The 21,991-nt window shown below is 63.1% G+C and carries 20 protein-coding genes and 1 riboswitch; of the genes, 9 read left to right on the top strand and 11 right to left on the bottom strand.

Annotated elements, in window-relative coordinates:
* Positions 1 to 578 precede the first annotated feature (578 nt).
* Complete coding sequence (locus tag J9885_RS13110) at positions 579 to 1,073, top strand: RNA-binding protein (RefSeq protein ID WP_109422476.1); 495 nt, start codon at positions 579 to 581, stop codon at positions 1,071 to 1,073.
* A gap of 4 nt (positions 1,074 to 1,077) precedes the next feature.
* Here J9885_RS13110 and murI read toward each other — a convergent pair whose 3' ends face one another.
* Both murI and J9885_RS13100 read right to left on the bottom strand, forming a co-directional pair.
* Positions 1,078 to 1,866: a glutamate racemase gene (gene murI / locus J9885_RS13105; protein ID WP_210549713.1), complete on the bottom strand. Its 789-nt coding sequence runs from the start codon at positions 1,864 to 1,866 to the stop codon at positions 1,078 to 1,080.
* 114 nt (positions 1,867 to 1,980) lie between these two features.
* Positions 1,981 to 3,819, bottom strand: coding sequence for a TonB-dependent receptor (locus J9885_RS13100; protein WP_210549712.1), 1,839 nt, complete (start codon positions 3,817 to 3,819; stop codon positions 1,981 to 1,983).
* 51 nt (positions 3,820 to 3,870) lie between these two features.
* Positions 3,871 to 4,049: riboswitch (cobalamin riboswitch) on the bottom strand.
* A 208-nt stretch (positions 4,050 to 4,257) separates the two neighbouring features.
* Between J9885_RS13100 and purE the strand changes: the two genes are divergently transcribed.
* Together purE and J9885_RS13090 are read left to right on the top strand one after the other, a co-directional pair.
* Positions 4,258 to 4,767 (top strand): 5-(carboxyamino)imidazole ribonucleotide mutase, encoded by a 510-nt coding sequence (gene purE, locus J9885_RS13095; RefSeq protein ID WP_043763649.1) that lies wholly within the window; start codon positions 4,258 to 4,260, stop codon positions 4,765 to 4,767.
* Positions 4,764 to 5,888, top strand: a complete 1,125-nt coding sequence (locus tag J9885_RS13090) for a 5-(carboxyamino)imidazole ribonucleotide synthase (RefSeq protein WP_210549711.1) — start codon at positions 4,764 to 4,766, stop codon at positions 5,886 to 5,888. Before purE ends, J9885_RS13090 begins: the two co-directional genes overlap by 4 nt.
* 73 nt (positions 5,889 to 5,961) lie before the next feature.
* Here J9885_RS13090 and J9885_RS13085 read toward each other — a convergent pair whose 3' ends face one another.
* The 4 genes from J9885_RS13085 to leuE all read right to left on the bottom strand — a co-directional run bounded on the left by J9885_RS13085 (position 5,962) and on the right by leuE (position 10,504).
* Complete coding sequence (locus J9885_RS13085; RefSeq protein ID WP_210549710.1) at positions 5,962 to 7,158, bottom strand: MFS transporter; 1,197 nt, start codon at positions 7,156 to 7,158, stop codon at positions 5,962 to 5,964.
* Between the two features lie 109 nt (positions 7,159 to 7,267).
* A complete protein-coding gene (locus J9885_RS13080; RefSeq protein WP_210549709.1) occupies positions 7,268 to 7,999 on the bottom strand; it encodes a LytTR family DNA-binding domain-containing protein in 732 nt (243 codons plus the stop codon).
* 46 nt (positions 8,000 to 8,045) lie between these two features.
* Entirely contained in the window at positions 8,046 to 9,719 is a 1,674-nt protein-coding gene (locus tag J9885_RS13075) for a sensor histidine kinase (protein ID WP_210549708.1), read from the bottom strand.
* Positions 9,720 to 9,868: 149 nt separating this feature from the next.
* Positions 9,869 to 10,504 carry a leucine efflux protein LeuE gene (leuE, locus tag J9885_RS13070; RefSeq protein WP_043763660.1) on the bottom strand — a complete coding sequence of 212 codons (636 nt, stop codon included), beginning with the start codon at positions 10,502 to 10,504 and terminating at the stop codon, positions 9,869 to 9,871.
* 221 nt (positions 10,505 to 10,725) lie between these two features.
* Between leuE and J9885_RS13065 the strand changes: the two genes are divergently transcribed.
* The gene (locus J9885_RS13065; protein ID WP_210549707.1) at positions 10,726 to 11,946 is read left to right on the top strand and encodes an MFS transporter; all 1,221 of its coding nucleotides are present in this window, start codon (positions 10,726 to 10,728) and stop codon (positions 11,944 to 11,946) included.
* A gap of 188 nt (positions 11,947 to 12,134) precedes the next feature.
* Here J9885_RS13065 and J9885_RS13060 read toward each other — a convergent pair whose 3' ends face one another.
* Together J9885_RS13060 and ftnA are read right to left on the bottom strand one after the other, a co-directional pair.
* A complete protein-coding gene (locus J9885_RS13060; RefSeq protein ID WP_210549706.1) occupies positions 12,135 to 13,319 on the bottom strand; it encodes an NAD(P)/FAD-dependent oxidoreductase in 1,185 nt (394 codons plus the stop codon).
* A gap of 159 nt (positions 13,320 to 13,478) precedes the next feature.
* Positions 13,479 to 14,003, bottom strand: coding sequence for a non-heme ferritin (ftnA, locus tag J9885_RS13055; protein WP_043763665.1), 525 nt, complete (start codon positions 14,001 to 14,003; stop codon positions 13,479 to 13,481).
* Between the two features lie 209 nt (positions 14,004 to 14,212).
* Here ftnA and J9885_RS13050 point away from each other — a divergent pair, with 209 nt between their 5' ends.
* Positions 14,213 to 15,997: a GGDEF domain-containing protein gene (locus J9885_RS13050; RefSeq protein WP_210549719.1), complete on the top strand. Its 1,785-nt coding sequence runs from the start codon at positions 14,213 to 14,215 to the stop codon at positions 15,995 to 15,997.
* Positions 15,998 to 16,025: 28 nt separating this feature from the next.
* Here J9885_RS13050 and fabV read toward each other — a convergent pair whose 3' ends face one another.
* Positions 16,026 to 17,213, bottom strand: a complete 1,188-nt coding sequence (fabV, locus tag J9885_RS13045) for an enoyl-ACP reductase FabV (protein WP_210549705.1) — start codon at positions 17,211 to 17,213, stop codon at positions 16,026 to 16,028.
* Between the two features lie 466 nt (positions 17,214 to 17,679).
* Between fabV and J9885_RS13040 the strand changes: the two genes are divergently transcribed.
* Both J9885_RS13040 and trpS read left to right on the top strand, forming a co-directional pair.
* Positions 17,680 to 18,114: a universal stress protein gene (locus J9885_RS13040; protein ID WP_010672329.1), complete on the top strand. Its 435-nt coding sequence runs from the start codon at positions 17,680 to 17,682 to the stop codon at positions 18,112 to 18,114.
* A 190-nt stretch (positions 18,115 to 18,304) separates the two neighbouring features.
* Complete coding sequence (gene trpS / locus J9885_RS13035) at positions 18,305 to 19,318, top strand: tryptophan--tRNA ligase (RefSeq protein ID WP_210549704.1); 1,014 nt, start codon at positions 18,305 to 18,307, stop codon at positions 19,316 to 19,318.
* On the opposite strand, the gene J9885_RS13030 is transcribed toward trpS, so the two are convergent.
* On the bottom strand, positions 19,297 to 20,256 hold the full coding sequence (locus tag J9885_RS13030; protein ID WP_210549703.1) for a LysR family transcriptional regulator: 960 nt from the start codon (positions 20,254 to 20,256) through the stop codon (positions 19,297 to 19,299). The two genes, trpS and J9885_RS13030, sit on opposite strands and share 22 nt — an antisense overlap.
* 91 nt (positions 20,257 to 20,347) lie before the next feature.
* Here J9885_RS13030 and J9885_RS13025 point away from each other — a divergent pair, with 91 nt between their 5' ends.
* A complete protein-coding gene (locus tag J9885_RS13025) occupies positions 20,348 to 21,247 on the top strand; it encodes an EamA family transporter (protein ID WP_043763678.1) in 900 nt (299 codons plus the stop codon).
* Positions 21,232 to 21,393: a hypothetical protein gene (locus J9885_RS13020; protein ID WP_134696378.1), complete on the top strand. Its 162-nt coding sequence runs from the start codon at positions 21,232 to 21,234 to the stop codon at positions 21,391 to 21,393. The genes J9885_RS13025 and J9885_RS13020 overlap by 16 nt, the downstream gene beginning before the upstream one ends.
* 104 nt (positions 21,394 to 21,497) lie before the next feature.
* Here J9885_RS13020 and J9885_RS13015 read toward each other — a convergent pair whose 3' ends face one another.
* Positions 21,498 to 21,968, bottom strand: a complete 471-nt coding sequence (locus J9885_RS13015; protein ID WP_210549718.1) for a DUF6314 family protein — start codon at positions 21,966 to 21,968, stop codon at positions 21,498 to 21,500.
* Positions 21,969 to 21,991 lie beyond the last annotated feature (23 nt).

The following is a 21,991-nucleotide window of genomic DNA, read 5'->3' as shown; positions in this document are numbered from 1 at the left end:
TCAATGAATTGCTGAATTAACTGCTGCAACTTTCGTTGCTTTGGTCACTTCATCAGACATTGAAAATCAAAAATTGTTTTTGATGCTCGATGCTGTGAGTGCCCACACAGATTGCTTGATTCAAATTGTTAAAGAGCGTGGCGCTTGTCGCGCTGAGGTGGCGTATATTACCGACCTCACTCCGAAAGTCAAGCGCTTGTTTTCGCTTTTCTTTCGGCGCCGGCTTCACAAGGAGGCTGGCTCATCAGTTCGGCGTGGACCGCCGTGCTGGTAGGGGCGCATTATAGGGAGCCGCGCCTCGATGACAAGGGATTTTTTGAAGAAAGTCACGGAAACTTCAAATTATCCAGTTAGAAACAGCTTACCCAGTGTATATATACAATGTTATCCACAAGCTGATGATTTCAGCCCTGTTTTATTGGCATTTAATCGGATCTTCCTTGCCGAAGGGATGCCATACTGAAGCGGATAATATGCCTCAAGTGGTCCATGGTAGCGTCTGGTCGTAAAGCTGGTTACCATGGAGGTGAATAGAGTGTTGCACCTTTTTTGCTTTCATTTACAAAAGGTCTTTAAAGATGAATTTATCCAAGTTTCCCGTTTATGTGCAGGCCGCCGTTCTTGCTCTGGTACTGGCGCTGCTCGGCTATCTGGTTGCCCAGGCACTGCAATTTTCTCTGAAAGCCGAAGTGATCTTTGCCGTGGGTCTGGCCATCGGCGGTTTCGTGGTACCGCTGTTCCTTAACCGCGCTCCTGCTGCTACGCCAGAACAGCAGGCGACCAGTCAGGAGACCTGCACCTTATATGTAGGCAATCTGCCTTATCGCGCCAACGAGATTGCCGTGCGCGAGCTCTTTGCAGAACAGGGCCAGGTGATCTCCGTTCGCCTGATGAAGGACAAGGCCACCGGCAAGCGCCGGGGCTTCGGGTTTGTGGAGATGCCTGTCGCCGACGCGGCCAGGGCCATCGCCGCACTCAACGACAAGGAGTATCAGCAGCGCACCCTCAAGGTGCGTGAAGCGAATGACAAGCGAGACAGGGACGAAAAGGAAGGGAACGACGTCGACGCCTGAGCGCTCAGCCCGACACTTCTTCCAGTGATGACAGCCCCCATGCCTGCAAGGGGGCTGTCAGTTTCTGGGTCTGGGCATCCAGCCGACTGCAGTACGCCCGCCCTACCCCTTCCCCCTCGTGAGAGGATGGAAACGCCGCCAGCAGATGGGCCACCCGCCGTGCGACGGCACACCCCGAGTCGACCAGCTCACACTCCGGCATCAGTTGCCGGATCTCTTCGTTCAGCAACGGGAAGTGGGTGCATCCCAGCACCAGGGTATCCGGCCTGATTTCCCCTTCCATCCAGTCCGCCAACACCTCCCTCAGCAGAGCCATATTGACCGGCAGCCCCGCCAGCTTACGCTCTGCCTCGATCACCAGCTCGGTGGCCCCCTTGAGCAGCACCCGCTTGCCCGGCGCAAACTGGGCGATGAGTTCGTGGGTATATTCACGGCTGACGGTACCCGGAGTCGCCAGCAGGCCGATGCAGCCATTGCGGGTCAGGGCGGCGGCGGGTTTGATGGCGGGCACCACCCCCACCACGGGGATGCTCAACTCGGTGCGCAGGGATGGCAGGGCGATGGTGCTGGCGGTGTTGCAGGCGATCACTACCAGATCGATGGCATGTTCGGCCACCATCTGGCTGACCAGACGGGTACACACGGTGATCAGTTCCGACTCGCTCAGCTCGCCGTAGGGGAAGTGGGCGTTGTCGAAGCAGTAGAAATAGTTGTGTGCCGGCAGGGCGCGACGGATCTCCCCATAGACGGTCAAGCCGCCCATACCGGAGTCGAACACGAGAATATTGGCCACCTGAGCTCCCCCTTGGATGCGAGGCGGCGATCATACTCCCCCCTGCCGCCAATAGAAAAGGCCCCGCACATGGCGGGGCCTCGCTTTTTCCTCTCTATATAAGCAGAGGCGGGATCAGAGACGGTAATCGGCGGTCAGCTTGAACTCTGTCCCCGCCGCCGCATAGCCATAGGCAGGCACATAGTCGCGGTCGAACAGGTTGTCGATGCGTCCCCCCAGGGTCAGCTGTGGCAGCACTTCGTAGCTGGCCCCCAGATTGACCAGGGTGTAGGAGCCCAGCACCACTCGCTCAGCCGGGAAGCTGCTGAAGTTCTTGTCATCCCGTTTGCCCACGTAGAGCAACTCGGTAGACAGATCGACCGGGCCCAGCTGCGCCTGGGTCAACCAGCTCGCCTTCTGCTTGGCACGGCGCAGCAACTGCTGGTCCCCCTCATTCTTGTCTTCGGTCTTGGTGTAATCGAAGCTCAGATCGTGATGAAGCGGGCCGGTTTCCAGCCCAAGGGCCACTTCCACACCCCGGATCTCGGCATCCGTGTTACCCGGCTTGCAGGTGGAGAATGCGCTCTGGCAGGAGATCAGGTTCTCGATCTCGTTGCGATAGAGGTTCACTGACCAGTCCCAGGCGGTGTAACGGCCGGAGAAGTCCAGCTCCAGGTTCTTGCTCTCTTCCGGCTTCAGATCCGGGTTTTCATAACCTGGGTAATAGAGGTCGAGGAAGGTCGGTGCCTTGAAGGCCGTACCATAACTCAACCGGATGTTGTGGTTCTCATTGATGTCCAGCCCGGCCGCCGCAGACCAGGTGTTGTTGCGGCCATATTGATCGTTGTCATCGGTACGACCGGACAACTCACCCAGCAGCGCCTGCCAGCGGTAGCTCGCCACGGCGAACAGGCCCGTGTTGTCGCGATCTGGCGCATTGAACGACTGACCATAGCTGCGGGAATCTGACTTCATCTGTTCCTGCTGCCAGTCGGCACCACCGGTCAGGGACAAACCTTCCACACCGCTCCAGTTGTTGATCCAGGAGAAACGGGTCAGACCGGTGTGGATGGGCTCGGCACTGGACTCCCCATTGCTCTCCCACCAGCTCTTCAGCTTGTTCTCGCCGTAGCTGGCTTCCAGCCGGCTGCTCAGGGCGCCGCTCTGATACTTGAGACCGCCATCGTACTGGAAAGCCTGCACCCGGCTCTGATCCGACGACATATAGGGGTCGTCCATCTCGGTCTGGTTGTCATAGCCCTGGGCGTTGAAATCGGCGCTCCAAGCGTCGTTGAACGCGTGGTTCAGCCCGAACTGGCCGTTCAGGCTGTCAAAACCGTCCCTATCCGGCTGCTGAGCACCGGCGACCACGTCGAAGCCATCGGTGCGCTCATAGCCCACCAGCAGGTTCATGTCGGTCTGCTCGCCCAAGGCCTGCACAGTACGCACCTGACCCTGGCCGTAGCCATGGCTGCCCACACCGCCCTTCAGGTGGGTTTCGCTGCCGTTCTTGGCCGAGGTCTTGGAGATGAGGTTGATGACGCCACCGATGGCATTGGCACCATAGACGGCGGCGCGCGGACCGCGGATGTATTCGATGCGCTCGATATTGTCGAGGGGGATCTGGCTCAGATCCGGCGTGCCGGCCACCATGGCGGCAACGGGACGACCATTCATCAGCACCAGGGAGTGGTTGGAGTTGGTGCCACGGATAAACAGGCTGCTGACATGACCGCGACCACCCAGCGTCGTGATTTGTACCCCTGGCAGGGTCTTCAGCAGATCCGGCAGGCTCTGCACCTGGCGAGCCTCGATCTCGGCGCGCTCTATCACCATGACGGGGGCGAGCACAGTGCTGGCAGGTTGTTCCACCCGGTTGGCGGTCACGACCATGGTGGGGTTGACGGGGATGGTCATCTGTTGGGCAAAAGCCGCCGTTGGCAACAGGGCAGCCGCCAATAATGTCTTGGACATGAGAGATCCTTAAGTTCGCGTAAGCATCTACTTCGTGGCCGGTTTCTCTCGGCCCGAAATACGAACTTTGGCAGGTCTTCGGGCTTGGGGGCTGATGACCTACGGCGACGGCTTCCCACCGGATGGCAGTGCCCTGATGTCGCTTCGTTCCCCCTTACCGCTGCGCGCCAGCTCCGGATTTTCACCGGATTCCCTTTTAAGCATGATGCGCCAAAGCGGGGGGATTATAGGCAGAGCCGGATTGGATGTATAGCCATCTGGATTGCCGATACCGTTTTTTCCTGGCGGACGGTGCCGAGTGGCACAACTTCCATCCCCCTCCGTCACTCAGACACCCACCGATGGCCATCAGGAAGGGGCAGACACAAGAAATGTTGAGCCAGATCCCACGGCTTTTTGGTAACATGCGGCAAACGTTTGACATCCGAGGAAGCCGTAATGACGACCCCCCCTATGATCGGCCTGGTAATGGGCTCCGACTCTGACTGGCCCGTGATGCAGGCCGCCGCCCGCATCCTCAAGGAGCACGGCGTGCCCTATGAAGCGCGCGTCGTATCCGCCCATCGCACCCCGGATCTCCTGTTCGAATATGCAGCAAGTGCCCGCGAACGCGGCCTGCGCGCCATCATCGCCGGCGCCGGCGGTGCCGCTCACCTGCCGGGCATGCTGGCCGCCAAGACCACCATTCCGGTGCTGGGCGTGCCCATCCCGACCCGCCAGCTCAAGGGGATGGACTCCCTGCTCTCCATCGTGCAGATGCCCAAGGGTGTACCGGTCGCCACCTTCGCCATCGGCGAGGCGGGTGCCGCCAACGCCGGCCTGTTCGCGGTCTCCCTGCTCTCCGTCGCCCAGGACGGCGACGCCCCCCGCTACCACCAGCAGCTCGACGGCTTCCGCGCCAAGGAGCGCGACCGGGTGCTGGCCCTGGAGCTGGAGGACCCGGCATGATACTGCCCCCCGCCACCCTCGGCATGCTCGGCGGCGGCCAGCTCGGCCGCTACTTCGTGATGTCCGCCCACCGCCTCGGTTATCAGGTCATCGTGCTGGATCCGGATCCCGCCAGCATCGCCGGGGCCGCCGCCGATGGCCAGATCGTGGCGGCCTATGACGACGCCGAGGCCCTGGCCGAACTGGCCCGTCGCTGCGACGCCATCACCTGCGAATTCGAGAACGTGCCGGCGGCCTCCCTGGCCCTGCTGGAGCAGCACAAGCCGGTGCGCCCGGCCGCGAGCGCGGTGCGCGTCTGCCAGGATCGCCGTGAAGAGAAAGCCTTCCTGACCCGCGCCGGCGTGCCGGTCGCGCCGAACCTGACCCTGCTGCCCCACGAGCCGCTGCCGGCCCTGTCCAGCGACCTCTTCCCCGCCATCCTCAAGACCGCCCGCGAAGGCTACGACGGCAAGGGGCAGTGGACCATCCACCAGGCCAGCGAACTGCCGGCAGCCCTGGCCGCCAGCGGCGTGCCCTGCGTGCTGGAGAAGCGCCTGCCGCTGGAAGGGGAGTTTGCCCTGACGCTCGCGCGCAGCCCGAGCGGTGCCATCAGCGCCCTGCCCCTGGTGCAGAACTGGCACAGCGGCGGCATCCTGGATCAGACCCGCTCCCCGGCCAACGTGCCCGCCCTGGAGGCCGAGGCCCAGCGCATCGCCGAGCACATCATCGCCGCCCTCGACTACGTGGGCGTGCTGACGGTGGAGTTCTTCCTGGTCGGCGGCCAGCTGCTGGTCAACGAGATGGCCCCCCGCCCCCACAACTCCGGCCATCCCAGCATCGACAACGCCGGCTGCAGCCAGTTCGAGCTGCAGGTGCGCGCCCTGTGCGATCTGCCGCTGCCGGCGCAGGCTGACGTTCAGCCCGCCATCCTGCTGAACCTGCTCGGGGATCTGTGGCAGGACGGCACGCCGGACTGGGCCGGCGCCCTGGCCCTGCCCGGGGTGCACCTGCACCTCTACGGCAAGGGCGAAGCCCGCCCCGGCCGCAAGATGGGCCACGTCACCGTCACCGGTCGCGACTGGCCGGCGGTCGAGGCCACCGCGCACCAGCTGCGCGCCCTGCTGGGCCTGCCGCCCCGCTAAACGCCGCTGGTACCAACGAAAAGACCCGGGCCTTGGCCCGGGTCTTTTCTATGGTGCTGCCTTAGATGAAGAGTCAGGCCCGTTCGGCAGAGGCCGCGACGGGAGCCGGCAGGCGGATGGTGAGGGAGAGCACCAGGGCTACCACCAGCAACACCAGAATGAGGTTGAATGTCGCCATGAAGCCGCCGAACAGGGAGGCGACGATGGAGCCGATGATGCTGCCCAGGCCAAAGCCCAGATAGATGACGCCGTAGTTCTTGGTCAGGTTGTTGAGACCGAAGAAGTCGCTCACCAGCGAGGGGTAGACGGTGATGGTACCGCCGAAGCTGAAGGCGACGCAGGCCACCGCCACGAAGAACAGGTTGGCGTTGAGCGGCACGAACAGCAGCAATCCCATACCACAGAGCGTGATCAGCTGGGCGATGGTGATGACCCGGATGCGGGACATCTTGTCGGAAAGGATCCCCAGCACCAACCGGCCTCCCAGGTTCGCCATGGCGATGATGGCGACGGCGTTGGCGGCGACCACGGCCGGCAAGCCCACCATGTTCTCGCCGATGTCCTTGGCCACGCCGATGACGTAGAGACCGCTCATGCAGGCGGTGAGGAACATCAGCGCCAGCATCCAGTACTGGGGCTTGCGCATCGCCTCGGCCAGGGTGAAGTCGCGGCTCTCGCTCTGCTGCACGGCGGCGGCCTGCCTGGGCGCATCCTTCATCAGCATGCCGCCCACCAGCACCATGGACATGGCGATCAGCCCCCACAGCTGGAAGGTGGTCTCAAGGCCGTTGCTGGAGAGCAGCAGCAGGTTGATGTACTTGAAGCCCAGGCTACCGAGGCCGTAGGCACCGATGGAACAGGCGGAGATGAGCCCCTTGCGCTCCGGGAACCACTTCACGCAGTTGGAGAGGGTCATCAGGTAGCCGGTGCCGTCGGCAAAGCCCACCAGGATGCCGGCACAAAGGTAGAGCATCGCCAGGTTGCTGGCATGGGCGGTGAGGAAGAAGCCGATGCCGAGCAGCACGCCGGCCCCCAGGGTAACGTTGCGCACCCCGAACCGCTCCTGCAGCTTGCCCGCCAGGGAGGAGGCGACCGCCAGCGACAGGCTGAGCAGGCCGAAGGCGAAGGCGACCTGACTGACCGGCTCGTCCAGCTTGTCGGAGAGCTGGGCATTGAACAGGCTCCAGGTGTAAACGGAGCCCAGGGCGAACTGGGTGATGATGGTACCGATCAAGGTCAGGTACCGGGTGCGGTTCATCTCTCTGGTCATGATGCGTCTCGGAAAGTGGACTTCAGGAAGTTGAGGCCACTATAGGCAAGACGCCGCTCCCGCCGACCGATTACGGCATGAAATGCAGATCGGCGGGAATGAATGACAATCAGAGCCGCATCAGCTGACGGAACGCCTTGATGTTGCTGCGACTCACCGGCACCTCGAACGGCAAATCATGGAGCCGGATGAGATAGGTGCTGTTGAACCAGGGCACTATCTCGCGGATCTTGTTGATGTTGACGCAGTAGGAGCGATGACAGCGGAAGAAGCCCTCCGCCGGCAGCCGGCTGACGAACTCGCTGAGGGTCATGGTCATCACATAGCGATCCGTGCGGGTGTAGACATGGGTCAGCTTCTCGTCGGCTTCCGCGTAGTAGATCTGCTCACAGGGGGTGACGATGATGCGCTCCCCCTTCACCAGGTTGACGGTGCGATTGTGCGGCGTGCCCGGCTCGCTCCCCTGCCCCGCCTGCGACTTGCCCGCCAGTTCGAGCTTTTGCAGCAGGCTGATGAGGCGCGGCTCGTTGTAAGGTTTGAGGATGTAGTCGAATGCCTCCAGCTCGAACGCCTCCACCGCAAACTCCTTGTAGGCGGTGACGAAGACGATGTGGGGCGGGTGGCTGGACTTGTGCAGATTCTTGGCCAGCAGCAGGCCGTCGATGGCGGGGATCTGGATATCCAGAAACACCACGTCCACCTCATGATCCTGCAGGTACTTGAACGCCTCCAGCCCGTCCTCGAAGCTCGCCACTATCTCTATGGTGCTGTGCTGGTTCACCAGATAGGCGAGCTCCTCCCTGGCCAGGTATTCATCTTCGACGATGATGGCTCTCAACATGGCTGTCCCTCTCGCGTCATGGCGTTCTTCTCAATATTGATGGCAATCAGCAAGGCATGACCTCCGGATCCGGCAGATAGAAACAGACTTCGGTGCCGGGCTCCAGCCGCTTGAGGTGCAGGCCGTCCCCATAGAGCAGCTTGACCCGCTGATGCACGTTCATCAGGCCGATGCTGCGGCTCTCCACCCGACCGGCGGCGACCCCGTCGATCACGGCCTGGCTGATGCCGTAGCCGGTGTCGCGCACCGCCACCCGGATACCGCCCGCCAGCTGTTTCACCTCTATGGTGACCCGACCCGGCGCACTGCGCGGCTGGATGCCGTGCAGGATGGCGTTTTCCACCAGGGGCTGCAACAGCAGGCTCGGCACCTGGATGTGCACGTCGTCCACCTCGAACACCACCTCCAGCTTGTCGCCGAAGCGGGCCTGCTCGATGGCCACGTAGTCGCGCACCTGTTGCAGCTCCTCCTGGATGTCGATGAGGGTGTCCCCCTTGTTGAGGTTGTAGCGCAGGTAGTCCGCCAGGTTGGCGATGAGCTGGCGCGCCTGCTGGGGACGAATGCGGATGAGCGACGAGATGGCGTTGAGGGCGTTAAACAGGAAGTGCGGGTTGATCTTGCTCTGCAGCGCGGTGAACTCCGCCTTGCGGGTCATCTCTTTCAGTTGCTCGATGCGCGACACCTCCATCTGGGTGGAGATGAGCTGGGAGAGGCCCACCGCCATCTCCTTGAGGGAGCTAGTGATGCTGTGGGTGCGGCGGTAATAGATCTTGAGGGTACCGCTGACGGCGCCGTTCTCCCGCAGTGGAATAATGATGACCGAGTGGAAATCGGCCAGATGGTACTGGCGCAGATCGTTGTTGATGATGATCTGGTCCAGCAGCACCGCCCGCTGGGTCATGGCGCTGATGGCGTGGTGCTCGTCCAGCTCGTAGTAATCCTTGCCCACCCCCACATAGGCCAGCACGTCCCGGGTATCGGTGATGGCCACCGCATCGGCGCTGATCTCGCTGCGAATGATGTCGCACACCTGGCCGAGGGAGTGACGGTCGATGTTCTGGAAAAACGGCAGCGTCTTGTTGGCGATGTCGAGCGCCAGCTTGGCCTGCTTGGCGGCAATCAGCTCCTTCTCGTCGTCCAGATCCTGCACCAGCTTGATGATGAGGCCGATGCAGAGGGTGCCCGCGATCATCGGGTAAGCGATGTGGCTGACGATCTCCACCCCCACGGCATGGGGCTCGGTCAGCTGCCAGATGAGCAGCATGGTCAGCCCCTCGCAGGCCATCCCCGCCAGGATGCCGTAGAGCCAGAGCCGCGACTTGCGGCATCTCAGGTGCAGCCAGGTGGCGAGCAGGCCGGCGATGATGCTGGCGATGAGGCAAGGAATGGAGGTGTGACCGTCCATGTCGATGAGGTAGCGGTGCAGGCCGGAGATGACCCCGGCCGGAATGCCGACCCAGGGGCCGAACAGGATGCCGCCGGAGATGATGGCGATGATCCGCACGTTGATGAGGGCCCCCTCCACCGGGATGCCGGTATAGGTGCTGAACACCGCGAACAGGCAGAAGATGGCGGCCACCAGCACCAGCTCGGCCGGGGTGTGATCCCGCTTCTGGAACAGGCGCTGGAAGGGCCGGGTACGGGTCAGCAGGAAGAGCGTCATCAGCATCAGCGCCGCCCGCTCGAACACCGCCAACAACATCATCTGATTCTCGAGCATGCATACCTCCGGGCCGCGACGAACGGGGCCCACTATAGGGATTGTGAGCCCGGCCGCCGCTGACCGGGATCAAGGAGAGAGGGCGAGTCACGGCACCAGAAACGAAAAAGCCCCGCGCCAGCGCGCGGGGCCTGGCAGAACAACCGTCCTCAGGAGAGGGTGGCCAGCCTGGCCGCAAACCCCATAAAGAAGAGGCCGATCAATCCATTGCCCAGCTTGGCGAGGCGCACCTTGCGCGCAAAGAAACGGGCCATCAGGGTACCACCGAAGATCAGCAGGGTCAGGTAGACGAAGCTCATGGCCTCCAGCATGCCCGCCAGCACCAGGTAGGAGATCCAGGTGTGGGCATAGCTGAAGTCGATGAACTGCACGAAGAAGGAGACGTAGAACAGGATGGCCTTGGGGTTGGTGAGGCTCAGGGTCAGGGCCTTGCTGAAGTAACGCTCCCCCGGATCCACCGCCGACGCCTGCCCGGCCTGTTTGGCGATGAAGTTGGCATGGAGGATCTTCACCCCCAGGTAGAGCAGGTAGAGGGCGCCGAGGTAGCGCACCAGGGTAAACAGCAAGGGGGTGGTGCGGATGAGGGAGGCGATACCCAGATAGGCGCAGAAGATCAGGATGGCATCCCCGACGAAGACGCCCAGGGCCGCCTTGTAGCCGGCACTGATGCCGCGTACCGCCCCGGTACGCAGCACGTAGAGGGAGTTGGGCCCAGGTGCGATGATGATGAAGAAGAGCCCCACCAGATAGGTCCAGACGTTGATGACACCCAGGCTTTCGAACATGTTCCCTCCATGGCGGGCGATGAGCCGGATAACGGCGGCAGGCTTTCTATACTAATCCGCCCCGCGCCAAGCACAAGATCTGACCAGCCATCCACACACTTTCAGGATGAACGGCCTGAACGCCGCTCAAGATCAGCTCGGTGTTCGCCCACTTTGGTTATGTCCAGATGCGCCGGGATAGGGCATGGTAGAGGGAGCATGCCGTCACAGATACCCCAGCCATGGACAAGACCTTGAGTACCGACACTCCGATCACCGCCCCGTCTGCGGTGGACAACCCGAATACCACCGCTTATCCGGTGATCGCCGCCATCAGCTTCTCGCACCTGTTGAACGACATGATGCAGTCGGTGCTGCTGGCCATCTACCCGCTGCTCAAGCTCGGCCTCGACCTGTCGTTCACCCAGATAGGGCTCATCACCCTCACCTACCAGTTCACGGGCTCCCTGCTGCAACCCCTGATCGGCCTCTACACCGACCGCAGGCCCATGCCCTACTCCCTGCCGCTTGGCATGGGGTTCACCCTGGTGGGATTGCTCTCCCTCTCCCAGGCGGACAGCTTCGGTGCCGTGCTGCTGTCGGCCATGCTGATCGGCATGGGCTCCTCCGTCTTCCACCCGGAATCCTCCCGGGTCGCCCGCATGGCGGCGGGCAACCAGCCCGGCCTGGCCCAGTCCCTGTTCCAGATCGGCGGCAACCTGGGTTCGGCCATCGGCCCCCTGCTCGCCGCGCTCATCATAGTGCCCCAGGGCCAGGGCAGCGCGGCCTGGTTCTCCCTGTTCGCCCTGGTCGGCGTCATCGTGCTCAGCTTCGTCGGACGCTGGTCCAGCCATCACGGCGCCAGCTTCCATAAACGGATGAAGGCCCATGCCGGCAACGGCCTGAGCCGCCGCCAGATCGGCTGGTCGCTGGCCATCCTGGGCCTGCTGATGTTCTCCAAGTTCTTCTACATGGCCAGCCTCAGCAGCTATTACACCTTCTACCTGATGGACAAGTTCAGCCTCTCCCTGGACAGCGCCCAGCTCCATCTGTTCGCCTTCCTGTTTGCCGTCGCGGCGGGTACCGTGCTCGGCGGGCCGATCGGCGACCGCATCGGCCGCAAGCGGGTGATCTGGATCTCCATCCTCGGCGTCGCCCCCTTCACCCTGCTGCTGCCCCATGCCGATCTGTTCTGGACCTCGGTGCTCTCGGTCATCATCGGCCTGATCCTGGCGTCGGCCTTCTCCGCCATCCTGGTCTACGCCCAGGATCTGGTCCCCGGCAAGGTCGGCACCATCTCCGGCCTCTTCTTCGGCTTCGCCTTCGGCATGGGGGGCATAGGCGCCGCCCTGCTGGGCCAGCTCGCGGATGCCACCAGCATCGAAACCGTGTACCAGGTCTGCGCCTACCTGCCCCTCATCGGCCTGCTGACCGCCTGCCTGCCCAACCTCAGAAAGGACTAGGGACAAAGCGACAGCCCGCATCGACGGTCGGGGCGACCAACCATAAAAAACGCGGCCTGAGCAGGCCGCGTCTGAAGTGGATGAGCACGAGGGGACCTCAGCAATACTGGCCCCCCAGCCCGCCGGGACTAAAGCCCCACTGGAAGTTGTCACTGCCGAGCCCGCTCATCGGACAGGGGCAACCTCCATCAGCAGTACTGGCCGGCTACCCAACCGGAGGACCAGGCCCACTGGAAGTTGTAGCCGCCGAGCCAGCCGGTCACGTCCACCACCTCGCCGATGAAGTAGAGACCAGCCACCTTGCGCGCCTCCATGGTCTTGGAGGAGAGCTCGTGGGTGTCCACCCCACCCAGGGTCACCTCGGCGGTGCGATACCCCTCGGTGCCGTTGGGCAGGATCTGCCAATCCCCCAGCAGGGTGGCGACCGCCTCCAGCTCCCGCTCGTTGTACTGGCGCATCGGCTTGTTAATCAGCAGGCCCAGCTCCACCAGCTTGTCGACGAAGCGCTTGGGCAGCTCGCGCCCCAGCACGGTCTTGAGCTCCTGGGCCGGATGGGCCTGGACCCACTCCCTGAGGGCCGCCGGGATGTCCAGCTCCGGCAGCAGGTTGATGTGGATTTTCTCCCCCGCCAGCCAGAAGGAGGAGATCTGCAGGATGGCGGGGCCGGAGAGGCCGCGATGGGTGAACAGCATGGCCTCCTTGAAGCGGGTGCCGTCCTCGGCGGTCACCGCCACCGGCAGGCTGACCCCGGCCAGATCCGCGAAGGCCTCCTTGTCGGCCTGATGCAGGGTAAATGGCACCAGGCCGGCGCGGGTGGGCAGCACGGTGAGGCCGAACTGCTCCGCCAGCTTGAAGCCATAGGGGGTGGCGCCGAGTTTCGGCATGGAGAGGCCGCCGGTGGCCACCACCAGGGAGTGGCAGGCGATCCCCCCCTTGCTGGTGTCGAGCACGAAGCCCTCATCGCCCTTGCTGACGGAGAGGATCTCGGTCTGGAACTGCAGGGTCACGCCAGCCCAGTCGCACTCGGTCAGCAGAATGTCGACGATATCCTTGGCGCTCTCGTCGCAGAACAGCTGACCCAGCGTCTTCTCGTGATAGCTCAGGCCGTGCCTGTCCACCAGATCGATGAAGTCCTGCTGGGTGTAGCGCGCCAGCGCCGACTTGCAGAAGTGGGGGTTCGCCGAGAGGAAGGCATGGGGCCCGGCCTGATGGTTGGTGAAGTTGCAGCGGCCACCGCCGCTGATGAGGATCTTGCGGCCCGGCTTCTTGGCGTTGTCCAGCACCAGCACGGAACGGCCCCGGTAGCCCGCCTGGGCCGCACACATCAACCCGGCCGCTCCGGCACCGATCACCACCACATCAAACTGCTTCATCATCACCCACCCATCAAAAGAAAAACGGCCCCTGTACGAAGGACCGTCATTGTACCCGGCAGAAACCACCGCCGCGGTTTCATCGCTTTTCCAATAAAAAAACGGCCCCTTTGCAAGGGGCCGTCATTGTACTGGCTGAACACTAAGTGTCCACGACTATCAGGCGTTGCCGTCCATGATGCTGGCCGGGGCGCCCTTGGCCAGCTCGGCCAGCTCCTTGTCGATGAAGTAGAGACCCTTGCCATCCTCGCCCACCAGGCTCAGGCGGTCGACGATGCTCTTGAACAGTTTCTCCTCTTCGTGCTGCTCGGCCACGTACCACTGCAGGAAGTTGAAAGTGGAGTAGTCCTGGGTGGTGAAGGCGACGTGGGCCAGGCCGTTGATGCACTTGGTGATGTGGTACTCGTGCTCCAGGGTGGTGCGGAAGATCTCCCCCAGGGACTGGAACTCGTGGGGAGGTGCCTCGATCGCCCCCAGCACCGGCATGGCACCGGTCTCGCTGACGTAGGTGAACAGGCGCTCCATGTGCTGGCGCTCTTCCACCGCGTGCTGGCGCAGGAAGGTGGCAGCCCCCTCGAAGCCCTTGTCCTCGCACCAGGCACTCATCTGCAGGTAGAGGTTGGAAGAATAGAATTCCAGATTAATCTGCTCGTTCAACTTCTCGATCATGGCTTTGGCCAACATGATGATTCTCCACTGTGATTTGCCCACGATTGTCGCCACTGTTGCGGCCAGACGCAACCAGATACCGTCGTCGAACCGAGCAGTCGGGACGGCTTTTCACCTCATCCTGCCCCCCATACGGCTATAGAGAAGCAAAGAAACATGGTGTAGGTAACGTCAGCCATTATGATGGCGCCAGTGGTCAGGGAAAGGATTCAATGAGATTCATAATGGCACTGGCGCTGCTCTGGATAACCCAGCTGCAGGCCGCTCCCTCCTTGCTCGACGAGGCTGAACTGCAGGCGGCGCGGGATCCCGTCGGCTATCTGCAGCGCCTCGATGCCAGCCCGCGGCAGGACATGGAGCTGTTTTACGCCAGAGCCCTGGCCCAGGCCGCGCTGGGACGCTACCCCCAGGCCCTGCTCGACAATGCTCGTGCCCGCGGGCTGGCCAGCGCCCGGCAAGCATCCCTGCGCCTGCTCGACTTCCGCCTGCAACAGATCGCCCTGACCCTGGAGGCAGAGACGCCGGAGCGCGCCCTCGACCTGCTGACCCAGCTCTGGCCCGCGGTCAGGGATCACCCGGCGCAGGCATCGGAATGGCACGCCCTCAACGGCCTCGCCTTCTACCGTGCCCAGCAGATGAAGGAGGCGATCCTCGAGCTCAAGACCGCTCTCCAGCAGAAACAGCAGGAGCCCGTCACCCTGCTCTCTACCCTGCAGTGCGGTCGCCTGCTGATGACCCTCGGCAACCTCTACGCCGATCTCAGCCTCCACCGGGAGGCCGAGCGTTACTATCAGGATGCCCTCGAGCAGATGACGGGGCTCAACGACCCCAACAGCCAGGCCATCATCCGGGCCAACATGGCCAGGCTCTATATCGACATGGCGCACCCTGCCAGGGCGAACCAGCTGCTCGATGCCCTGCTCGCCACCCCGGGGCTCTCTCCCCGCTACCGCGCCATTGTGCTCGGCTACCAGGCCATGGTGTTCAACGCGCAAGGGGAGTGGCGGGCCGCCTGGCTGAGCCTGGAAGAGGCACAGGCCATCTACGACGGGCTCGGCACCCCGCAGGCCGCCTCGCGCCTCGCCGAGATCAGGGCGAAAACCCTGATGGGACGCGGCGAGAAGCTGCTCGCCCTGCAACTGCTGATGGCCCAGTCCGGCCCTCTCTCCATGAATGGCCGTGCGATGCAGGCCAGGCTGCTGGCCGATCTGGGGCGCTACCCCGAGGCCTATGGCGCCATGGCCCGCTACATGCAAAGCTACAAGCAGCACTTCAACCAGACCCTGAGCCAGCATGCCGCCGCCTTCCAGGTCGAGCGGGACCTGGCCCGCAGCGAGGCCAGCAACCGTGCACTGCAACTGGAGAACGAGAACAAGCGCCGGCAGCTGCTCTATCAACAGAGCGCCCGCAACTACCAGCTGCTGTTGCTGGTGCTGCTGGCCGGTGCCCTGATCCTGCTCGGTCTCACTACCCGCAGACTGCACCGCAACTCGCGCCATCTCTACACGCTCGCCACCTTCGACCAGCTGACCGGGCTGCCCAACCGGCGCGCCCTGCTGGAGCGGCTGGCGCAGCAGTGGCAGCAGGGGGGCCCCCTGACCCTGATCATCATCGACATCGATCACTTCAAGCAGATCAACGACAGGCACGGTCACCAGGCCGGTGATGAGGCCATTCGCCAACTGGCCAGGGAGCTCAAGAGCTGGGCGCCCGATCAGCAGCTGATCGGGCGCCTGGGGGGAGAGGAGTTTCTGGTGGCCATGACCCTGGACGGAGCCAGCTGCTGGCAGCTCGCCGAGCAGCTGAGACACAGGGTCGCCTACCTTGCCGCCCCTCACATGACCGTCAGCATCGGGGTCGCGGAGCGTTCACCGGATGATGAGCACCTGGACCAGCTCATCCACAGGGCCGACATGGCCATGTATCAGGCGAAACGTCAGGGGCGCAATCAGACTGTCCTGGCACAGCCCCCCGGCGACGGGGACGAACTCGCCTGCAACGTCGCCTGATCCGGGGCCTCACAGTCCCATGCAGTGCTCAGGGAACTAGCTCGGTCAGGGACGACACATCCACCGGCGCCCCGTAGTCCACTCCCGGCAGCTCGAAGCCGTTGAGCTGCATGAAGTCCTGACGCAGGCCGACAAAATCCCCCAGTGCGTGGAAGTTGTCCGGCGTCACCTTGGGCCAGAGCGCCGAGACGGCGGCCTGCACGGCCGGGTCCAGCTCGTGGTCATCCATGCGGATCAGCCGGTTGCCATCGGCCACCACCCCCCGGGGTCCATACATCTTGGCGGCGAACAGCCGCTGCATCTGCTCGATGCAGCTTTCGTGCACTCCGCGCTCCTTCATCACCCCCATCAGCAGACCGAGGTAGACCGGCAGCACCGGAATATAGGCGCTCGCCTTGGTCACCAGTGCCTTGCACACCGACACCCAGGCGTGACCGCCGATGTGTGCCAGTTGCAGGTTGATGGTCTCGGCGGTGGCGTGCAGATGTTCCTTGGCATAGCCGATGGTACCGTCACGGTAGAGGGGATAGGTGGATTCGGGGCCGATATAGGAGTAGGCCACCGTCTGGGCGCCGGTGGCCAGGCAGTCCGCCTGCTGCAACGCCTGCAGCCAGAGTTGCCAGTCCTCCCCTCCCATCACGGTGACGGTGTCGCGGATCTCCTCCGGGGTGGCGGTTGCCAGTGACTGCTGCACCAGGGTGTCACGCTCCAGATCCAGCCCCCAGCCACTGAACGACTGGCCCGTGGTCTTGAGCACGGAGCGTACCTGAGTGCCGTCCGGCAGCACCCGGATGCCGCTCGCCAGCGAGTAGATCACCAGATCCACCTGTCCGAGCTGCTGGCGAATGGTCTCGATGGCCTGCTGGCGCAGGGTGTCGGAGAAAGCATCCCCGATGAGATTGATGGCAATGCGCCCGGCCTGCTCCGCCGCCTGACGGAACCAGATGTTGTTGTACCAGCCGGCGCTGCCGAGCCCCTTGTCGGAGGGGCCCCGCTCGAACGACACGCCCAGGGTGTCGGCACCGGCGCCGAAGGTGAGCGCGATGCGCGACGCCAGCCCGAAGCCGGACGAAGCCCCCAGCACCAGCACCCGTTTGGGCCCGTTGAAGGGGCCTGCGGCCCTGACGCTGGCGATCTGCTGCTGCACGGCGGCCCGGCAGCCGAGGGGGTGACAGTTGCGGGCGACGCAACCCTGGATCTGGGGGTGAATGATCATGAAACACGCTCCAAAGCATCAATACGATAAAAGGAGTGCCACTGCAGGAGCATCCACGTCCAACCTGAAGGTGTGGGGTACAACGCGCGCTGCGGCATCATCAAGGGAACTGGCTACAGCATAACCAAGGCGCACTGGATTACCTTGATGCCGGGCGGGATCCGGGCAGGAAAAGGGCGGAAAAACAAAAGGGAGCACCAGGCTCCCCAAAGCGGTATTCAGATGCTTTTTGTTGTGTTGTGCTCATTGCGAAACACGGGCACATCCTATGCCCCTCCCTTCTCCGGGGCAAGAGAGGGGCTGTGATCGGCTTCAAACTCCCGCTCAAAATATGCACTACCTTTTCATCGGATACGGCAACCCGGGTGTACAGGGTCCATGCAAATCCTGAAACTGTGGTACCGCCGTCGTTTTAGTTTCAGCAGACATTGGTATAGTGGACCCAGGATCAGTGAGGAGAACTCCCATGAACGGTACCTATTACAAACACGTACTGGCCGCGATCGACCTGTCGGAAGATAACCGCAAGGTGATCGAGAAGGCGGTCGACCGGGCCCGCTCCAACGGCGCCAAGCTGTCGGTGATCCATGTCGATGTGGACCTCAAGGATCTCTACACCGAGATGATCGATATCGACATCGACAACGTGCAGGATCAGGTGATCGCCGAAGCGAAGGAGAAGCTGGAGGCCTTCCTGGCCTCGGTGGACTACCCCATCGAGAAGAAGCTGGTGATCTGCGGCGACCTGAGCGAACGGGTCAACCAGGCGGTCAAGGACTACCAGATCGACCTGCTGGTGTGCGGCCACCGCCAGAGCTTCTGGAGCCTGCTCACTTCGAGCGCACGCCAGCTGATGAATACAGTACCCTGTGACATGCTGGTCGTGCCCTTGCAGAAGTGATCAAACAGGCGTAGCTTGATTTGCCATGAATACGACCTTCTTCACTCATAACTACTGGTGGTGCTGCTTATAACAGGCGGCACTGCTTTTCTATGTAATATATCCCAAAGAAAACACCGTGACCGCCGAGAGGCGGTCATTGTTTTCATCCCTTTGTCGCCTCCCGGCTCACCCAACTGGAGAGAGTGACATGCACAACCCCATCATACTGACTGGCGACCGCCCCACCGGCAGACTGCACATCGGCCACTACGTCGGCTCCCTGCGCCAGCGCGTCGAGGCCCAGCACCATTACCGCCAGTTCGTGATGATCGCCGATCTGCAGGCGCTCACCGACAACGGCCACAACCCGGCCAAGGTGACCGACAACGTGCTGGAGGTGATGGCCGACTACCTGGCCGCCGGCCTGGATCCCGCCAGGACCACCTTCTGCCTGCAGAGTGCCCTGCCCGCCCTCGCCGAGCTCACGACCTACTACCTCAACCTGGTCAGCGTCGCCCGGCTGGAGCGCAACCCCACCGTCAAGGCGGAGATCCAGCAAAAAGGGTTCGAACGCAGCCTGCCCGCCGGCTTTCTTGTCTACCCGGTCAGCCAGGCCGCCGACATCACCGCCTTTCGCGCCACCCACGTGCCGGTGGGCGAGGATCAGCTGCCCATGCTGGAGCAGACCAACGAGATAGTGCGCCGCTTCAACACCCTGGTTGGCAAAGAGATCCTGACCGAGTGCCAACCCATCCTGAGCGACACCGGCCGCCTGCCCGGCATCGACGGCAAGGCCAAGATGTCCAAGTCCCTCGGTAACACCATAGAGCTCGGCATGTCGAGCGAGGAGATCAGGCAGGCGGTGTTCGCCATGTATACCGACCCCGACCACTTGAGGGTGAGCGATCCGGGCCGGGTGGAGGGTAATACGGTGTTCGCCTACCTGGATGCCTTCCACCCCGACCAGGCGCTGGTAGCCGAGATGAAGGCCCACTACCAGCGTGGCGGCCTGGGGGACATGCGCTGCAAACAGGTGCTGAACGACTGCCTGCAGACCCTGCTCGCCCCCATGCGGGAGCGGCGCCAGGCGGCCATTGCCGACAAGCGCCGGCTGCTGCGCCTGTTGCAGCAGGGCACTGAGCAGGCCCGCGCCCTCACCGACGAGGTGCTGGCCGAGGTGAAGGGGGCCATGGGACTGGATTACTTCAGCGCGCTGGGGTGAGCCGCGCCGCCCAGCGCGTGCGGGCCGTAGCGCTCGAACGCCAGCCGGTGCAGCAGCCCCTTGAACCAGCCGATCGCCTCGTCATGGGCGGTGAGCGGGTGGCCCGCCATCAGATAGACGATGGGAATGGCAGGATCCAGCTGATGGAGTCGCAGCGGGTAGTGGCGGCAGAAGTGGCGCCCGATCATCTCGGGCACCACCACCAGATAGCGACCGGTGGCCATCAGCGGCGGCACCGCCATGAAGCTCGGCAGCCGGACCCCCAGCTCCCGCGCCACCCCGAAACGCCCCAGCCAGAGATCCACCATGGCCTGGCTGTGACCCCAGCTGGAGGTGTGGATGTGAGGGCGGCTGACCAGCTCGTCCGGCCCCAGCGCATCGGGCAGATCGCTGCCAAGGGGTGACAGGCAGACCAGGGGATTGCTGAACCACTCCTCCCGCCACAACCGGGGGGAGAGGTGGTTGGCGCCAGCGAACCCGATCACCAGATCCAGCTCTCCCTTCTCCAGCTCCCGCTCGTAATCGCTGTCCGCCAGCTCGCACACCTCCAGCCGGCAGTGGGGTGCGAGCTGCACCATGCGCTCCACCAGCATGGGCACCAGCCCGTGTTCCACCGACCCCGGGGTGGCGATGCGAAACACCCGCTGGGCACTGGCGGGATCGAACCCCTTCGCCTGCCGCAGCCCCTGCTCCAGCATGGCCAGCGCCTGACGTACCGGGCTTGCCAGTGCCTTGGCCCGCTCGGTCGGCATCATCTCGCGCCGGCTCATCACGAAAAGGGGATCATCCAGCGCCTGGCGCAAGCGCCCCAGGGCATGGCTGACAGTGGACTGGGAGAGGTGCAGCCGCTCTGCGGCGCGAGTAACGTTGCGCTCCTGCATCAGCATGTCGAACACGGTGAGCAGGTTGAGGTCGAGTCGGGAGAGGGGAAGTTCCATCGATAATGGCCATAGTTGAATGACGACAATTCATTTTTGGCATAGTAGCAGATTGCATAGAATGCGCTGGCGAATTACCTCGGAGATTCAAATGCGTAGTTATCTGTTGTTGCTGGCGATAGGCCTGTTGTGGGGCTCCCAGTTCATCTTCATGCACCAGGCCGTGGCGGAACTGCCTCCCATCCTGGTGGCGGCCGGTCGCGCCCTGTGCGGCAGTCTGACCCTGGGTCTGCTCTGCCTGTTCATGCGCCTCAAGAGTGAGCACACCCCCTGGCGTACCTACATGCTGATCGCCCTGCTGGATGCCACCATCCCCTTCATCATGGTGGCCTGGGGTCAGCAGTATGTGGACAGCGCCATCGCCGCCGTGGTCATGGGTTGTATCCCCTTTGTGACCATTTTGGCAGCACCCCTGTTTATTTCTGGTGAAAGAATCACCAAGGGCGGCCTCGTCTCCGTGCTCATCGGCTTCGTCGGCGTGCTGGTACTGTTCTGGCCCAAGCTGGCCAACGGCATGAATGCCGGTCTGCTCGGTGCCATGGCCATCCTGTTCGGCGCCAGCTGCTTCGCCATCGGTCTGCTGATGATCAAGCGCTTTGCCAAGGATCACCCTGTGGTCGTGGCCCGCAACATCCTGATCTCCTCGGCCATCCAGCTGCTGCTGGCCGCCCCCTTCGTGGCCGACCTGAGCACCTTCACCCTGCCGAGCCAGCAGGCCATGGGCGCCGTCGCCATGCTGGGGATCTTCTGTACCGGTCTGGTCTACTTCCTCTACATGGCGCTGATCCAGAAGGCGGGCCCGACCTTCGCCTCCTTCAGCAACTACCTGGTGCCGCTGTTCGGCGTCATGCTGGGTGCCCTGTTCCTCGGCGAGCAGATCCAGTCCACCACAGGTGTGGCACTGGCCCTGATCCTGGGCTCGGTCGCGCTCAACCAGTGGGCCCAGCAGCGTCGCCAGCAGCGGGAGGCCACCCCATGTCAGGCATCCTGACCAGCCTCTGCGGCGGTCTGGTGCTGATCGCCGGCTGGCAGTATCGCCACCGGCTGGCCGGGGTAGTCGGCCTCTTGATGGTGCTGCTGCCCTGGTTCTTCGACAGCAAGCTGCAGGCCATGCTGAGTTATGCGTTGAGTGCCTGAAGACACCCTCTGCGTGTGTGACGAGAGTATATCTCTCCTGTTTTTGGGACCGTTTTAAAAAACCTCCGATTTGTCCCCTCTACCGGCGCCCTGCGCCGGTTTTTTTATCTCTGCGTCTCTGATCCGTAGCGGTAGCTCAGCCGCTCGTTCTTGCGCGGCCCCGTGATCTGCCAGGCGAGCAGAAAACCGTCACCGGTTTCGGTCAGCTCGGCGCTGTAGTGATCCTGCCCGCACAGGTGCGGCTCGGCCGTTATCCAGCGCCCATTCTCCCCGGGCAGCAACTCGAACAGCTCGACCGGCTGCTCGTAGCGCAGGTGGGAGAGCAGGATCCCCCGCTGTGTACGCCGCCACCAGAAGCGGTTGTGCATGGCCAGCACCCGGCCATGGGGCGTGGTGTAGCGCCCGCTCTCGGCAAACAGCCAGCCACCCTGGTGATCGGTCACCTGCACAGACCCCTCCCCACGACCGCACCAGTCGGTGGCGGACCCGGCCCCGTTGCTCGCCTCGAAGGCAAATGCTCCGATCTGTGGCAACCCTTCCCATAAACGCTGGATCGCGCCTTCCAACTCGGCCATCATAGCGCCCTCCAAATTGACAA

The organism is Aeromonas sp. SrichE-2G (assembly GCF_017939565.1).
Taxonomy (GTDB): Bacteria; Pseudomonadota; Gammaproteobacteria; order Enterobacterales; family Aeromonadaceae; genus Aeromonas; species Aeromonas taiwanensis.
Note: the sequence above shows the minus strand (reverse complement) of the source record. Positions and strands in the feature narration are given on the sequence as shown.